14 protein-coding genes are annotated in these 16,760 nt (G+C 54.5%); 2 read left to right on the forward strand and 12 right to left on the reverse strand.

Annotated elements, in window-relative coordinates; translation table 11 throughout:
* Positions 1-120 precede the first annotated feature (120 nt).
* On the forward strand, positions 121-2,052 hold the full coding sequence (locus G5574_RS11120; RefSeq protein WP_054633018.1) for a methyl-accepting chemotaxis protein: 1,932 nt from the start codon (positions 121-123) through the stop codon (positions 2,050-2,052).
* 57 nt (positions 2,053-2,109) lie between these two features.
* On the forward strand, positions 2,110-2,436 hold the full coding sequence (gene bsmA / locus G5574_RS11125; protein WP_164482619.1) for a biofilm peroxide resistance protein BsmA: 327 nt from the start codon (positions 2,110-2,112) through the stop codon (positions 2,434-2,436).
* Here bsmA and G5574_RS11130 read toward each other — a convergent pair.
* The 12 genes from G5574_RS11130 to mutL form a co-directional block, all read right to left on the reverse strand.
* A complete protein-coding gene (locus G5574_RS11130; RefSeq protein ID WP_164482620.1) occupies positions 2,410-4,038 on the reverse strand; it encodes an isovaleryl-CoA dehydrogenase in 1,629 nt (542 codons plus the stop codon). The two genes, bsmA and G5574_RS11130, sit on opposite strands and share 27 nt — an antisense overlap.
* A gap of 85 nt (positions 4,039-4,123) precedes the next feature.
* The gene (gene rlmB, locus G5574_RS11135; RefSeq protein ID WP_033740035.1) at positions 4,124-4,858 is read right to left on the reverse strand and encodes a 23S rRNA (guanosine(2251)-2'-O)-methyltransferase RlmB; all 735 of its coding nucleotides are present in this window, start codon (positions 4,856-4,858) and stop codon (positions 4,124-4,126) included.
* 66 nt (positions 4,859-4,924) lie between these two features.
* Positions 4,925-7,360 (reverse strand): ribonuclease R, encoded by a 2,436-nt coding sequence (gene rnr / locus G5574_RS11140; protein WP_006120935.1) that lies wholly within the window; start codon positions 7,358-7,360, stop codon positions 4,925-4,927.
* A 16-nt stretch (positions 7,361-7,376) separates the two neighbouring features.
* On the reverse strand, positions 7,377-7,820 hold the full coding sequence (gene nsrR, locus G5574_RS11145) for a nitric oxide-sensing transcriptional repressor NsrR (RefSeq protein ID WP_006120936.1): 444 nt from the start codon (positions 7,818-7,820) through the stop codon (positions 7,377-7,379).
* 222 nt (positions 7,821-8,042) lie between these two features.
* The gene (locus tag G5574_RS11150) at positions 8,043-9,341 is read right to left on the reverse strand and encodes an adenylosuccinate synthase (protein ID WP_033740036.1); all 1,299 of its coding nucleotides are present in this window, start codon (positions 9,339-9,341) and stop codon (positions 8,043-8,045) included.
* A gap of 166 nt (positions 9,342-9,507) precedes the next feature.
* Positions 9,508-9,708 (reverse strand): DUF2065 domain-containing protein, encoded by a 201-nt coding sequence (locus G5574_RS11155; protein WP_006120939.1) that lies wholly within the window; start codon positions 9,706-9,708, stop codon positions 9,508-9,510.
* Positions 9,709-9,763: 55 nt separating this feature from the next.
* Entirely contained in the window at positions 9,764-10,768 is a 1,005-nt protein-coding gene (gene hflC, locus G5574_RS11160; protein WP_006120940.1) for a protease modulator HflC, read from the reverse strand.
* A 3-nt stretch (positions 10,769-10,771) separates the two neighbouring features.
* Complete coding sequence (gene hflK / locus G5574_RS11165; RefSeq protein WP_164482621.1) at positions 10,772-12,004, reverse strand: FtsH protease activity modulator HflK; 1,233 nt, start codon at positions 12,002-12,004, stop codon at positions 10,772-10,774.
* A gap of 177 nt (positions 12,005-12,181) precedes the next feature.
* Entirely contained in the window at positions 12,182-13,462 is a 1,281-nt protein-coding gene (gene hflX / locus G5574_RS11170) for a ribosome rescue GTPase HflX (RefSeq protein WP_006120942.1), read from the reverse strand.
* Between the two features lie 75 nt (positions 13,463-13,537).
* Positions 13,538-13,852 carry an RNA chaperone Hfq gene (gene hfq / locus G5574_RS11175; protein ID WP_033740039.1) on the reverse strand — a complete coding sequence of 105 codons (315 nt, stop codon included), beginning with the start codon at positions 13,850-13,852 and terminating at the stop codon, positions 13,538-13,540.
* Positions 13,853-13,956: 104 nt separating this feature from the next.
* Positions 13,957-14,907 (reverse strand): tRNA (adenosine(37)-N6)-dimethylallyltransferase MiaA, encoded by a 951-nt coding sequence (gene miaA / locus G5574_RS11180; RefSeq protein ID WP_006120944.1) that lies wholly within the window; start codon positions 14,905-14,907, stop codon positions 13,957-13,959.
* Positions 14,900-16,744: a DNA mismatch repair endonuclease MutL gene (mutL, locus tag G5574_RS11185; RefSeq protein ID WP_054686971.1), complete on the reverse strand. Its 1,845-nt coding sequence runs from the start codon at positions 16,742-16,744 to the stop codon at positions 14,900-14,902. The genes miaA and mutL overlap by 8 nt, the downstream gene beginning before the upstream one ends.
* Positions 16,745-16,760 lie beyond the last annotated feature (16 nt).

The following is a 16,760-nucleotide window of genomic DNA, read 5'->3' on the forward strand; positions in this document are numbered from 1 at the left end:
TATTAGGGGTTTAATGTAATTCCGCGCTTCACAACATCATAAAGGCAATAATTTCTTAACTAAACATTTGCGCCGCGCTGCCGTTGTTAGTGCATATTTGACAAAAAATAAAGGTACTTTATGAAACGTTTCTCTCTCAGCAGAACAAGCCTTGGAGTGAAGCTGTGCGCCATAACTTCAGTAAGTGTAGGCGTTTTATTGTTAGTTTTGACGCTGATTCAAAGTCAAAATGCTTCACGCCAGTTGGAAAGTCTCGCCATGGATGACATGGTCAATCAGGTGCAGGGCATTACTGAAATGGCGTCCATGTTTAACGCGACGCTGACGCAGGAAGTGGGCAATTATACTCAACTGTTTGTCAGCTTTTTGCCTAAGCGTTTCAGCCGCGATGAAACTTCACGTATTCAGGTGGGCGAGTTTTCAACACCGACTCTGCGGGCCGGGCTCAAAACGCTGAACCTCGATCAAATTGCCGTAGATGATTTTACGGATCGTACGTCGGCCGTCGCCACCATCTTTGTGCGTGATGGTGATAATTTCATTCGTGTTTCCACCTCGCTGAAAAAAGAAGATGGCAGCCGGGCCATTGGCACCCAGCTTGATCGGACCAGTGGGGCCTGGAAAAAAGTGACGCAAGGCGAGATCTACCGTGGACTGGCCACCCTGTTTGGTCACCGTTATATCACGCAGTATCAGCCCGTTAAAGACGACAGCGGTACCGTGATTGCCATTATTTTTGTTGGCGTACAGATCGATAAACAGTACGGCCTGATGCGCGAAAAAGTGCTGGCACGTCGTCTGGGCGACAGTGGGCATTTCTACGTGTTAAACGGCACGCCAGGTGCTATGCAGGGGCAGTACCTGTTTGATAAACAGGCTGAAGGTAAACGTCCCGACTGGCAGGAGGGCGTGCTGAACGCGATGCTGACGCAGCCTGAGGGCGTACAGCAAGCCGATATTGATGGGGAAACCAAAATGCTGGCCTGGCAACAGTTGCCTGGCTGGAACTGGATTGTGGTCGGTGAGGTCAACCGCGACAGCCTGCTGGCACCGGTGATTCACAGCCGCAATATGTTCCTCATAACCGGCCTGATTTTGGTCTTGCTGTTTGCGCCGTGTTTTGTCTGGTACAGCCGTCGTGCCATTACGCGTCCGTTACAGCAGGTCATCCATTTGGCTGAGCAATACGCGGCCGGCAACTTACTGGTTCATCTGGCTACGACGCGCCACGATGAAGTGGGTCAGTTGATTAATGCCATTAACGGGATTGGCGAAGGGCTGGAGAAAATAGTCGCGCAGGTTCGCCGTGCCGCGCAGGAAATCAGCGATGGCACGGATACCATTGCCGCCAGCAGTCACAACATCAGTGAGCAAATTGGGCGCCAGGCAAGCAGCGTTGAAGAGACATCGGCCAGCATGGAGCAGTTTGGTGCGACCGTTGAGCATACCGCCGACAGCCTGCGTCAGGCCATGTCGCTGGTGGCCGAGGCCAGCAGTATCGTGGATAACGGCAACCAGACGGTCACCCGTTCGGTCAACACCATGTCCGCCATTAACGTTTCGTCGCAGAGCATCGCTGACATTACGCACGTTATTGAGTCCATTGCCTTCCAGACCAATATTCTGGCGCTGAACGCCGCGGTTGAAGCCGCCCGGGCGGGTGAGCACGGGCGCGGCTTCGCCGTCGTTGCCGCCGAAGTACGGGCGCTGGCACAGCGTTCCGCCCAGGCAGCAAAAGAAATTGATACGTTGATTGCGACCTCAATACGTCACGTTGCTGAAGGCCATGCATTGTCGGAACAAACCCGCGATGCGATGAGCGAAATTGTGACGCATATTGAGCAGGTTCAGGCGTTAATGGGTGAAATTAACGTCGCCGCACAACAGCAAACGGCCGGCATTGGCCAGGTTAACCTGGCGATGAATCAGATTAGCCAGGCCACGCATCAGAACAGTGAACTGGTTACGCAGGCAGAACAGACAGCCCAGAGCCTGAGTGATAAAGGCCACCACCTGACGCAGCTTGTCAGCGTTTTCTCGATTAAGTCGTGATGATCGTGGGGCGGTGGCTTACACTTATCCTGTTAAGGTGACTCTCAAGGATTAGCTATGCGTTATGTTGTGTTACTGACGTTGAGTCTGTTGTTGAGTAGCTGCACGGCGTTTCAGGAGACGCCGAAAGCCCCGCCCGCGCCAACGGCTCAGGCGCAGTCGATTACCCGCGCGCAAAGCTATGGTTTACCGAAGCTCGGTACGATTAGCGCCAGCGTGAGAGGCTCACCGGATGACGCGGAGCGGGCGATTGCTGCGCGCGCGAATCAGGCAGGCGCCGTTTATTATCAGATTCTGATGGTCGACGAAACGATAACGCCTGGCATCTGGTATACCACCGCGATCCTCTACGGTGCCTCACCGGCCGCTGGCACGCGCCAGTAGGCGATCGGCCAGTGCCGCATCGATAGTGGGGTCGCCCCGCGTATCCAGCCACTGGCCGCACCAGGCATCCGCCAGTCGCGGTTCAGCGTGGCGTAACAGTTGAACCGCTGTGGCCAACTGCAGGATGTCCTGTGTTAACGTCCGCGCCTGGGCTTCATCGTGTTTGCCAAGGCGCAGCTTCAGTTGACGCCAGCGTCTGTCGAAGTGGCGGTTAACGCCCTTTACCTCATCACATTCCCGAATTAACGCCTCCACGATGCCGCTCTTTTTGCTTATCACACGCAGAACATCCAGACACATCACATTGCCTGAGCCTTCCCAGATGCTGTTAACGGGCATATCACGGTAAAGCCGGGGCAGTTCGCTTTCCTCGCAGTAGCCATTTCCTCCCAGCATTTCCATGGATTCCGCTACAAACGGCATGCCCGCTTTGCAAATCACAAACTTCGCCGCGGGGGTTAACAGCCGGGCAAACGCCGCCTGATTCGCGTCATCCGCCTGCGACCAGGCACGCGCCAGCCGCATCAGTAAGGCCGTTTGCCCTTCCAGTTGTAGCGCCTGACGCGCTAACACCTGACGCATCAGGGGCTGATCCACCAGATTTTTTCCCATCACCTGGCGCTGGTGGGCATGGTAAAGGGCGACGGAGAAGGCCCGGCGCATTTGTCCGTGGCTGCCCAGCGCACAGTCAAAGCGCGTCATGCCGGCCATTTTCAGGATCAGGCGCACGCCTTCGCCCTCTTCACCCAGCAGCCAGCCGGTTGCGTCTTTGAACTCCACTTCACTACTGGCATTGGCGCGGTTACCGAGTTTGTCTTTTAAGCGCTCAATGAAAATGGCGTTATGTGACCCGTCCGGCAGCAGGCGAGGCAGAAAGAAACAGCTGAGTCCCTGCTGCGTTTGCGCCAGGATGACGTGGGCATCGCTTTGCGGTACAGAGAAAAACCATTTATGGCCGATGAGGCGATACGCTTCGCCACTTCCCCGTCCCTGCAGCGGCTCTGCGCGCGTGGTATTCGTCAGCACATCGCTGCCGCCCTGCTTTTCAGTCATCCCCATGCCGATCAACAGTCCACGCTTCTGATCGCCCGGCATCGCATGTGTGTCGTAACGATCGCTGAGTAATGGCTCAAGCCAGCCCCGAAACGCGGTGGGCAGATAGCGTTGCAGCAAGGGAATCGCGGCGTGCGTCATCGTCACCGGGCAAAGCGTGCCAGCCTCAACCTGGGCATGCAAAATAAACCGGGCCGCGCGCGCCACGCTGGCGTTTGGCTGTACATCAGGCTGCCAGCTGAGATTATGCAGACGGCTGCTGCACACGCCCTGCATCAGCAGATGCCAGGCAGGATGAAAGCGCACGTCATCCACTCTTACGCCGCGCGCATCATAGCGGTGAAGTTCAGGAGGACAGGTATTCGCAAGCCGCCCCAGCTCCAGCGACTCTGCACTGCCCAGTTGACTGCCTACCGATGCCAGCCAGTCGCTGTCCCCTCCGCCGCCTTCACGCAACAGCGCGTCACATAACGGCACGTCAGACAGAAACAGGTTGCTGTTACTGAGAGGAAAAGGTTGATTAAAAACGGTGTGAGTTGTCCAGGTCATAACGGCTCCTCGCGGATGTCACTCACTCAGTATGTAAGGTGAGTGGCCATTATGACCGGACAGAAAACCTAATTTGCGGCGGCGATCACGCGTTGCGCTGACGCACCGCCTCAAACAAACAGACGCCCGTTGCGACTGAAACATTGAGCGAGGAAACGCTTCCTGCCATTGGAATGCTGATCAGTTCGTCACAGTGCTCACGTGTCAGGCGGCGCATGCCTTCGCCTTCCGCGCCCATGACCAGCGCCATCGGGCCTGTCATCTTACTTTGATAAACGGTGTGGTCGGCTTCACCAGCGGTACCCACAACCCAGATGTGATATTCCTGTAGCAGACGTAAGGTACGCGCCAGATTCGTGACCCTGATTAACGGGATGTTTTCCGCTGCACCGCTGGCCACTTTTTTAGCGGTTGCGTTCAGGGGCGCAGAGCGATCTTTCGGCACGATAACGGCATGTACGCCCGCCGCGTCAGCACTGCGCAGGCAGGCACCCAGATTATGCGGATCGGTGACGCCGTCCAGCACCAGCAGGAAGGGTTTCTCCAGGCTCTGCAGCAGATCCGGCAGATCGCCCTCCTGATACTGCCGACCCGGCTTAACACGTGCCACGATGCCCTGATGTACGCCGCCTTCGACCTGGCTGTCCAGCCATTTGCGGTCGGCCAGCTGAATGACGATCCCTTGAGCTTCCAGCGCGGTCACCAGCGGTTGCAGGCGACGATCGTCGCGGCCTTTGAGAATAAAGACTTCCTGGAAACGTTGTGGGTCACGTTCCAGCAACGCCTGCACGGCATGGATACCAAAAATAATTTCGCTCATCAATCTGCTCAGTGGTTGGAAATAAATGGATAACAGCCCCTGCGCGAACGCAGAGGCCTGGGCGCATCAGGCAGGCTTCGCCTTCTTCGCGGCGCGCTTCGCCTTAGTGGCGGCGGCGATTTTACGGGTTTTCTCCGAAACTTTTTTACTTTTTTTCTCAGTCTTTGCCGCAGCAGGCTTGCTGCCACTCTTGCGGAAAGCGGAATCCGGTTCAAAGTTGGTTTTACGGCTGGCCTGGCGACGGCGTTTGGTTGGTGCTTTACCGTCCCGCTTCGCCTTGTCACGTTCGGTTTTCCCTTCGCCGCGCACCTGACGCTTGCTGGAGATCAACGCAAAGTCAATCTTGCGCTCGTCCATATGGACCGCTTCAACACGCACTTCAACCGCATCACCTAAGCGATACGTGCGTCCACCGGATTCACCGATCAACCGCTGCCCCACCGGATCAAAGCGGTAGTAATCATTGTCCAGTGTCGACACATGCACCAGGCCGTCGATAAACAGATCGCTGAGACGGACAAAGAAGCCAAAGCCGGTAACGCTGGAGATGACACCATTGAAGACATTACCGACCTGATCCTGCATAAAGTCACATTTCAGCCAGTCGGCGACATCGCGGGTGGCTTCGTCGGCACGACGCTCGGTCATGGAACAGTGCTGGCCCAGTTGCAGCATCTGCTGCATATCGTAGTGATAACCGCCCGTTGGTGTCGTCAGGCCTTTCACGTCGCCCTGCTCTTTAGCCAGCAAATACTTGATGGCGCGGTGCAGGAGTAAATCCGGATAACGGCGAATGGGTGAAGTGAAGTGAGCATATGACGCCAGCGCCAGGCCAAAGTGCCCACGGTTTTCCGGGTCGTACACCGCCTGTTTCATGGAGCGCAGCAGCATGGTTTGCAGCATTTCCGCATCCGGACGATCGGCAACCTGCTCCAGCAACGCGGCGTAGTCGACAGGCTGCGGTTTATTGCCTCCAGGCAGACTCAGGCCAAGTTCATTTAATACGGTGCGGAAACTTTTGATGCTGTCGTCGCTGGGGCGATCGTGATCGCGGAACAGCGCAGGCTCCTGATTCTTCTCCACGAAGCGGGCAGAGGCAATGTTTGCCAGAATCATGCACTCTTCAATCAGCTTGTGGGCGTCATTGCGCGAGGTGCGTTCAACGCGTTCGATGCGGCGTTCAGCGTTGAAAATAAACTTCGCTTCTTCTGTCTCAAAGGAGATACCACCCCGTTCTTCGCGGGCGGTTTCCAGCACCTGATACATGTTGTGCAGTTCCTGCAGGTCTTTGACCAGCGGCGCGTACTGCTCACACAGCTCCGGGTTGCCTTGCAGAATATTCCACACTTTGGTGTAGGTCAGACGCGCATGGGAGTTCATCACCGCTTCATAGTGTTTAAAGCCGGTGAGTTTACCTTTTGCCGATACGGTCATTTCGCACACCATACACAGGCGATCGACCTGAGGATTCAGCGAGCACAAGCCGTTCGACAGCACTTCCGGCAGCATCGGCACTACCTGCGAAGGGAAATATACCGATGTCCCGCGCTGCTGTGCTTCGTTATCCAGCGGTGTGCCGGGGCGAACATAGTAACTGACGTCCGCAATGGCCACCCACAGACGCCAGCCACCTCCGCGCTTTTTCTCGCAGTAAACCGCGTCATCAAAATCGCGGGCATCCTCACCGTCGATAGTGACTAACGGCAACTGGCGCAGATCGACCCGGCCTTTTTTCGCCGACTCGGGCACCTCTTCACTCAGCTTGCTCACCTGAGCTTCAACCTCTGGCGGCCAGCTGTGCGGAATTTCATGGGTGCGCAGCGCCATATCCACGGCCAGGCTGGTGCCCATATCATCGCCAAGAATCTCGGCGATTTTACCGATTGCCTTCGAACGGCGGGTTGGACGTTGTAAAAGCTCAACGACCACGACGGACCCCATGCGGGCATTCATGGTTTCTTCAGGCCCGATCAGAATATCGAAGCTCAGACGACTGTCGTCGGGCACAACAAAGCCGACGCCGGCATCGGTGAAATAACGGCCGACGATTTGATTATTGCGCGGTTCCTGAACCCGAACGACACGCGCTTCGCGGCGACCTTTCCGATCGGCCCCCAGCGGTTGCGCCAGGATGACATCGCCATGCATACAAAATTTCATCTGTTCGGCAGAAAGATACAGATCGTCTTTTTGCCCTTCAACGCGTAAAAAGCCATAGCCATCGCGATGACCAATGACCTTTCCACGCAGCAGATCAAGACGTTCAGGCAGGGCATAACACTGGCGGCGGGTGAAAACTAACTGGCCATCACGTTCCATTGCACGTAAACGACGGCGTAAGGCTTCGAGGTGCTCTTCTTCCTGCAAATTCATTTCTTGTGCCAGCTCTTCGCGGCTGGCGGGTTTTTCGCGTTTTTCTAATAAAGCCAGAATAAATTCACGGCTTGGAATAGGGTTTTCGTACTTTTCAGCTTCTCTGTCCAGAAAAGGATCTTTTGACATTACGGTTCCTCCGATGTCATTGAGTATTCATTGCCACCGGCGGTTCAGACAATACAATTTCATATAAAGGCGTATTACCTTCCACTAAATCTGCCAGCGTATAGCCGTCCAGTTCTTTTAAAAATAACTGCACGGCATCATGTAAGGCCTGCTTAAGGCGACAGGCAGGCGTGATAGAGCACCGGGCGCAGTCAACCAACTGCAAAGGTTCCATTTTGCGAACCACATCACCAATGATGATATTTCCCGGAGGCATTCCCAGACGAATGCCCCCATTTTTGCCACGTATGGCCGCAACAAACCCAGCACGACTAAGTTGATTGATAATTTTGACCATATGATTACGCGACACGCCATACGTATCGGTGACCTCTGTAATACTGGTTAGTCTGCCTTCCGGCAGCGTGGCCATATAAATCAACGCCCTCAGGCCGTAGTCGGTAAAACTTGTTAGCTGCACAGTGACCTCAGTCAATCATTCGGTGGCACCTGTATGCTCGCCCGTCCTGCTGTTTATTTCAATATTGAACTGGTTCTGACGTATTTCGCTACGATGATAAACCAGAGTGTTGGCGGCTGTGTATTTTTTTCAGCCAGTGTAGAGTTGGACAAGCGAAGGGAATTTTAGTGGCATTAAATCACATAAAAAACAAAGGCCGGACATTGTCCGGCCAGCTGATGATTACGCGCTGAATGGGTCACGCAGAATCATTGTCTCGCTACGATCAGGGCCGGTTGAAATAATATCAATCGGAACACCGGTCACTTCTTCTACACGTTTGATGTAGTTGCGCGCCGCCTGAGGCAGGCCTTCCAGCGTTTTAACGCCAAAAGTGGTTTCGCTCCAGCCCGGCAGGGTTTCATAGATCGGCTCAATGCCTTCCCAGTTCTCAGCAGCCAGCGGCGTAGTGGTGACTTCACTGCCGTCAGGCATGCGATAAGCCACGCAAATTTTTACTTCTTTCAGACCATCCAGTACGTCCAGCTTGGTCATACAGAAACCAGACAGTGAGTTGATCTGCACCGCACGGCGGACCGCAACGGCATCCAGCCAGCCCGTACGACGGCGACGGCCTGTAGTGGCACCAAATTCGTTACCTTGCTTGCAAAGGAACTCACCGGTTTCATCGAACAGCTCGGTAGGGAACGGACCCGCACCCACACGCGTTGAGTAGGCTTTAACAATACCCAGTACGTAATCGACAAAACGCGGGCCGATACCTGAGCCTGTCGCCACGCCACCGGCGGTGGTGTTGGACGAGGTCACATAGGGATAGGTTCCGTGATCGATATCCAGCAGTGTTCCCTGCGCGCCTTCAAACATAATCAGATCGCCACGCTTACGCGCCGTATCCAGCAGTTCAGACACATCGACCACCATGCCGGTCAGAATGTCGGCAACCGCCATGACATCGTTCAGCACTTTATCGTAGTCGACGGCTTCTTCTTTGTAATAATTCACCAGCTGGAAGTTATAGAGATCCATCACTTCTTTCAGCTTGGCAGCAAAGGTTTCTTTGTTGAACAGGTCGCTGACGCGCAGTGCACGACGGGCAACTTTGTCTTCGTAAGCCGGTCCGATGCCACGGCCCGTCGTCCCGATCGCTTTTGCACCGCGCGCTTTTTCGCGCGCCATGTCCATGGCGACATGGTATTGCAGGATCAGCGGACAGGCTTCAGAAATCAGCAGACGTTCGCGTACGGGAATCCCACGCTCTTCCAGGCCTTTCATCTCTTTCATCAATGCTTCAGGAGAGAGAACCACGCCATTACCAATGATGCTGGTAACGTTATCACGCAGAATGCCAGAAGGGATTAAGTGGAGAACGGTTTTTTCACCGTTGATGACAAGTGTATGGCCCGCATTGTGGCCGCCTTGATAACGCACCACGTAGTTAGCGCGCTCAGTCAGAAGGTCTACAATCTTACCTTTACCTTCGTCACCCCATTGGGTGCCCAGTACGACGACGTTCTTACCCATTTCTCAAAATCACCGATTGCTTAAAAAAGGATTCTACCATCTGATTTTATGGTTTTCAGCACTTTTAGCACACGATTGCGCGCTTTTTTGCCTGCGTTTTGATCACTACTACATCCAGGGGGTAAACACGACTTCAGATACCACACAGACGGCGAGCGCCACCTTATCAGGCTTCGCCATGCAGCCGCAGCATGCAGTAAATCACCACGCCGGCAACCACTAATCCCCCACCAAAACGGTGTAAAAGCCGATCGGGCAACTGGGTCATGCTCAACACTACGCGCCGCCACAGCCGTGGCATAAACATCGGCCCCAGTCCCTCGAGCACTAAAACCAATGCCAGTGCCATCCAGATATTTACGTTCATTCCGCATCCAAAAAAAAGGCCGACAACATTGTCGGCCTGTCAGTTATATCAGTTCTTAGCGCGTGGCGTTAGACGGTGCCTTCATATAGCGGAAGAAGTCACTGTCCGGGCTCAACACCATCACGTCCTGATTTTCGTTGAAGCTGTTTTCATAAGCACGCAGGCTGCGGATAAAGGCGTAGAAATCCGGGTCCTGACTGAAAGCATTCGCAAACAGTTTTGCCGCTTCTGCATCGCCATCACCGCGGGTAATCAGGGCTTCACGCTGGGCTTCTGCCAGCGTACGGGTAACCTGATAGTCAGCCTGAGCACGCAGTTTTTCCGCCTCTTCCTGTCCCTGTGAACGCTGGCTACGCGCAACCGCTTCACGCTCGGCGCGCATACGGTTAAAGATCGCATCTGAGACTTCCGTCGGCAGATTGATCTGCTTGATCCGCACGTCAACAACCTGAATCCCTAACGCCGCCATACTGTTTGGATTTGGCGCAGGTTCACTGCTGTTGGTTTCCCGTTCAACCCGTGCCGCTGCGCTGGCGATAGCATCATCTGCGGCTGGCGTAGACACGTCGTCGTCACCGCCTGCCGTACCGGTATTCAGCGCATCGCGGACATCCGTGGTCAAACGACCACGAGAATCGGTCACGATGTCTTTCACGTCGAGACGGCCCATTTCTGAACGTAAACGGTCACTGAATTTACGCTTCAGTAGCACTTCGGCCTGAGACACATCCCCACCACCGGTTGCCAGGTAGTAGCGACTGAAATCGCTGATGCGCCACTTAATGTAAGAGTCGACAATCAGATCTTTCTTCTCTTTGGTGACGAAGCGATCGGCCTGGTTATCCATGGTCTGGATACGCGCATCCAGCATTTTAACCGTTTCGATAAACGGAATCTTGAAATGCAGACCCGGTGCAAAAACCTGAGGCTTGTTTTCGCTGTCGCGCAGGACTTTACCAAAGCGCAGGACAATACCGCGCTCACCTTCCTGTACCACGAAGAGCGACGCATAAATGGCGACCAACGCGATAATAATGACAACTATGACTGGCTTACGCATTGATTACTCTCTCCCTTCGCGCTGGGTATCGTTGCGCAGAGCGTTGGCTCGACGCTGATCCATGATGCTGTCTGGACTGTATGACGACGTGTCCGTGCGGCTTGCACTCCGATCGGAAAGTGACGGCAATGCTGCGCTGCTCTTTTGCCCGTTCTTCGCAGAGGAAGACTGAACACCACGCATCAGTTGATCGAGAGGCAGAACCATCAGGTTGTTACCACGATCGTTCACCAGCACTTTACGTGTATGACTCAGAACACGCTCCATGGTCTCAATGTACAGACGCTCTTTGGTAATTTCCGGCGCGGCTTTGTGTTCCGGTAAAAGCTTGGCAAAACGCGCCACTTCACCCTGTGCTTCCAGCACCGTGCGCTCTTTGTAAGCACGTGCTTCTTCCAGCACACGCTGCGCACGACCGTTAGCCCGCGGCTGAACTTCGTTCGCATAGGCTTCCGCTTCACGCACATACTGCTCACGGTTTTCACGCGCGGCAATCGCGTCATCAAACGCTGACTTCACCTCTTCAGGAGGACGCGCCGCCTGGAAGTTAACGTCAAGCACCGTGATGCCCATATGGTACGGGCGAATGGTTTCGTCGATTTCGCGCTGCGTTTCGCTACGCACGACCGTACGACCTTCTGTCAGAATACGATCCATGGTAGAGCGACCAATTACGCCGCGCAGCGCACTGTCCGTTGCCTGACGCAGGCTGTCGTCCGGGCTGGTAACAGAGAACAAATAGCGTTCCGGATCGGTTACGCGGTACTGCACGTTCATCTCCACGCGCACGACGTTTTCATCAGAGGTCAGCATGACGCCCGATGCCGCCAGTTCACGCACGGCTTCGACATTCACGGCGCGGACCTGATCGATAAAGGTGGGCTTCCAGTTCAGGCCTGGCTCAACGATGTGGCTGAACTTACCAAAGCGCGTGACAACACCGCGTTCCGCTTCTTTGATCGTATAAAATCCGCTTGCTGCCCAGATCACTACTGCCGCAACAGCGACAATGCCAAAAAGTTTGCCGCTACCGCCGGAACTGCGCTGACCATTGTCACCTTTATTGCCGCCGCCGAATCCGCCAAGCTTTTTACTCAGCTTGCGGAAGATATCATCCAGATCAGGAGGCCCAGATTCCTTACCTCCCTTATTCCCCCCAGAGTTGCCGCCTTGATTATTGCTGCTTCCCCACGGGTCGCGGTCCTGTCCGTTATTTCCGGGCTGATTCCACGCCATGTCATTACTCCATTTATAGTTTTAGCGGCTTACCCTTGTGATTTTCCGTTGTGGCGGCACTGGCTGCGTCTGTGTTCCCGACTCGCCGACCAGGTGAAGAGAGTGGCCGTCGGGAAATATGTCAACTAACGCCGCGCAACAACATAAAATCGTCAGGGTAAGTTCGGTTTGGCAATCTCAAACAATATAACTGGTCAGCGACGGCTCCTGCTTGCATAAGCGGTGCCAGTCAACAATCGGCATTCGCACATGCAACCCCACACTGCCGTCCTCTTCGTTCCACTCTTTTTCAATCGCCTGCAACTGATAGAAACGGCTGCGTAAGCGCCCCGCATCCGGTGGCAAACGTAAATCGTACTGGGCAATCTCGCCCGACAGACGCTCGGACAGCGCCTGCCATAACAGCGGAATCCCCGCCCCCGTCTGCGCAGAGAGCCATACTCGCACCGGCAGGTTATTTTCGTCACGGTCAATGCGCGGTTCAAAACCGTCCAGCATATCGATCTTATTCATGATCAGTAACGCGGGAATTTCATCGGCTTCGATTTCTTCAAGCACCTCATTGACAGCATCTATGTTTTCATTGACCCGTACGTCGGCTGCATCGATCACATGCATCAGCAACGTGGCCTGGCGGGTTTCCTGCAAGGTAGCTTTAAATGCGGCCACTAAATCATGCGGCAGATGGCGGATGAAGCCGACGGTATCGGCCAGCACAACTTCACCGACATCGGCAACATTCAGGCGACGCAGCGTGGGATCCAGCGTGGCAAACAGCTGATCCGCGGCATAAACGTTGGCAGAGGTGATGGCGTTAAAAAGGGTAGACTTGCCGGCGTTGGTGTAACCCACCAGCGAGACAGTCGGCACATCGGCTTTAGCGCGCGCCTGTCGTCCCTGCTCGCGCTGTTTTTCAACGCGTTCCAGACGTGACAAAATCTGGCTGATACGGCCACGCAATAAACGGCGGTCGGTTTCTAACTGCGTTTCACCCGGGCCACGCAGGCCGATACCGCCTTTCTGGCGTTCAAGGTGCGTCCAGCCTCTCACCAGGCGTGTTGCCAGGTGACGCAACTGCGCTAGCTCAACCTGCAATTTCCCCTCATGGGTACGTGCACGTTGGGCAAAAATATCAAGAATCAGGCCAGTGCGGTCGATAACACGGCACTCGCACAGGCGCTCAAGATTACGTTCCTGAGCGGGCGTTAAGGCATGATCGAAAAGGACGACCGATGCTCCACTTGTTTTTACCGCATCGGCAATTTCAACGGCTTTTCCTTCACCGACAAAATACTTGGGATGTGGCGCTTTACGACTGCCGGTGACAACCTGCAGTGCTTCAACGCCAGCAGAAGAAACCAGGGTTTCGAATTCCTGTAAATCTTCGAGCTCTTTGTCTTGGGAGAACCAGATGTGTACCAGTACGGCCTGCTCACCGGCATCATAACGGTCAAACAAGCTATAACCTCGCTTATATAAAAAGACCAGGACGGAAAACCTGAGGCTTTCCAGTCCTGGTTAAACGGTGCCGCCTTACTCTGCGTTATCACCGTCTTGTTGTGGCTGCGACTGAGCAGACGTATTGCTGCCGCCGTGATGGTAATTATTGTTGCTGCCACCGCCGGTATTGTTGCTATGGTGAGAAACCGGACGTGAAGGCACAACAGTAGAGATGGCATGCTTATACACCATCTGACTTACCGTGTTTTTCAACAAAATAACGAACTGATCAAAGGATTCAATCTGACCTTGCAGCTTGATACCGTTGACCAAATAGATCGAAACCGGAACACGTTCACGACGCAGTGCGTTCAGAAACGGGTCTTGTAATGATTGCCCCTTAGCCATTCTATCTTTTCCTTATATGCTTGTTGTTTGTTGCTTGTAGAACACAGTGGTTCTGAAAAAAACTGCGTAAAAATTTGCGCACGTAACTTGCCAATTGTACACAATCACCCATGCTTCGCACTAACAACCTGAAGTACTGTATCACGCGCTAAGTGAGGTTCATCACTGTCTAACCAGTGAATGTTCTCCCAGCCACGTAACCAGGTCATCTGCCGTTTAGCGAGTTGCCGGGTTGCGCAAACTCCCCGATAAACCATTTCGTCGTAGTCGATCTCGCCCGCTAAATAAGACCACATCTGGCGATAGCCGACACAACGAATGGAAGGCATATCCGTATGCAAATCACCTCGTGCAAACAGGGCCCGAGACTCCGCTTCAAATCCTGACGCCAACATCTGGTCGAAACGCAACGCGATGCGTTGATGCAACAGCTCGCGGCTCGCGGGGGCGATAGCAAACTGGTGAACATCGTAAGGGAGCGCTTCGCCGGAAATTTTAGTCAGTTCCGTTAAAGTTTTACCCGAAATAAAAAAAACTTCCAGTGCTCGCGAAAGTCTCTGCGGATCATTCGGATGAATACGACTGCCTGCGACCGGATCAATTTCGCAAAGTTGACGATGTAAAGCTTCCCAGCCTTTTTCACTCGCCATTTGCTCTATTTTTTGGCGGACATCCGGATCGGCCGAGGGCAGCGGCGACAATCCTTCAAGTAACGCCTTGAAGTAGAGCATAGTTCCACCAACAAGCAACGGAATTCGTCCATGCTGAACGATATCCGCCATTTCTGCTAACGCGTCTCGCCGAAACTCCGCTGCCGAATAGGCCTCAGCAGGATCGCGAATGTCCAGCAAACGATGGGGTGCCAGCGCCAGTTCCTCTGCAGAAGGCTTCGCCGTACCGATGTTCATCTCTCGATAAATCAGAGCAGAATCTACGCTGATCAGTTCCACCGGCAACTGTTTACGCAGCTCAATCGCTAATGCGGTTTTGCCTGACGCTGTCGGCCCCATCAAAAAAATCGCCTTTGGCCGGCCAGCCTGGTTTAATTCACTCATGCTTCAACGCGTTTATCGCGCTCTCAATCTCGATGGCTTGCAACAAGCCTGAAGGTGGCGATTTCAGCAGCTGCGGACAAAGCCTTTCCAGCTCCGTCAACAGCGTAATCGCCTGGGAGTGATTCCAGTTCTGAGGCTCTGCATCCTCTCGTCGCGCCAGCCACTGGGCCAGTTGCGTCGCAGAGTTCTCTTGCTGTCGGGCGAGATAGCCTAACAGTTCAGGAATCAAGATTTGTAAATTTTGTGTTCGTAACGGTAAAGGCACGGCGCGCAAGATAATGTGGTCGCCCTCCGGATGCAAATCAATGCCCATCTGGTTAAGCAGACTGAGATTGTCCTGTGCCGCCTTGCGCTCTGCCGAGGCGATTTTTAACCGCACAGGAATCAAAAGCGGTTGTGCTTTTAATCCACCTTCCTGCGGCTCTAACTGGGCCTGTTTTAACCACCGCGCCGCCACGGGCAGGGCTAATAACAGTAAAGTCTGGTCCTGCTCCAGCACGGCATACTGATCTGCCAGCACCGTCAGTACGCGACCAAAACTGTGCAGATGCGCTTTCACAGGCGCTGGCGTGATCGTCGCCTCACGTGGCGGCGAGACCGGCGCTTTTGCCGCAGTGGCAGGAGGGGCTGCGGTATCCAGCAACTGCTGATAAACCTTGCCTTCACGCGGGCGATAACCCGGCTCTTTACTTTGCCAACCCGCCCCACCGGTTGTGCCACCACTGTTACGCGGCGTTGCCGCAGGCTGGCTGAAATGATTGCCGCCTGCGGCCTGGCGGTTTTCCTGTTGCCAGCGTGGTGCAGGCTCCTCCGCCTGTACGGCTGGCAGAACGGACGCCGCACTTTCCTGCAAGACGCTCATGACACCCTGGTAGATAAAATCATGCACCAGACGTGACTGATGAAAACGCACCTCATGTTTTGCCGGGTGGACGTTGACGTCGACCTGGTGAGGATCGATCGTCAGATAAAGCACATAGGCGGGCTGTTGATCGTCCTGCAACTGGCTCTGAAACGCCTGCCGGATGGCATGGTTGATGAGCTTGTCACGCATCATGCGGCCATTAACATAACAGTACTGGATGTCGCTGATCTGACGAGAACCGGCGGGATCGGCAACCCAGCCGCGCAGAGCTAAATCGTCATGCTGCCAGTCAATCCGCAGTGCGTGCTGCATGAAGGTCGTGCCACAAATCGCGCCAAGGCGACGTTCACGCTGGCGCTCATCGTTAACCGCCCGGTACTGACGCATCAGCTTGCCGTTATGGTTCAGAGAAATCGCCACGTCAAACCGCGCCAGCGCAATGCGACGGATGACTTCATCAATATGACCAAACTCGGTTTTCTCAGTACGCATAAACTTGCGGCGCGCTGGCGTATTGTAAAAAAGGTCAAGGACTTCCAGCGTCGATCCACAGGGATGCGCGGCAGGCTTGAGGGTCACCTGCATATCACGGCCTTCCGCGTACGCCTGCCAGGCTTCGCTTTGTTCGGCCGTGCGCGACGTCAGCGTCAGGCGGGAAACCGAGCTGATACTGGCCAGCGCTTCCCCACGGAACCCCAGGCTCATAATGGCTTCCAGATCGTCCAGCGATGCAATTTTGCTGGTTGCATGGCGAGCCAGCGCCATCGCGAGTTCATCTTTTGCGATACCACAGCCGTTATCGCGGATACGGATGAGTTTTGCACCGCCCTTTTCGATATCCACATCTATTCGCGTTGCCCCCGCATCAAGGCTGTTTTCCACCAGTTCCTTCACAACCGATGCGGGGCGCTCAACCACTTCTCCGGCGGCAATCTGGTTAGCGAGTTGCGGCGGTAAAATTTGTATTGGCATGCGGGATATCCTTGTA

Origin of the sequence: Pantoea stewartii (assembly GCF_011044475.1) — a bacterium.
Taxonomy (GTDB): domain Bacteria; phylum Pseudomonadota; class Gammaproteobacteria; order Enterobacterales; family Enterobacteriaceae; genus Pantoea; species Pantoea stewartii.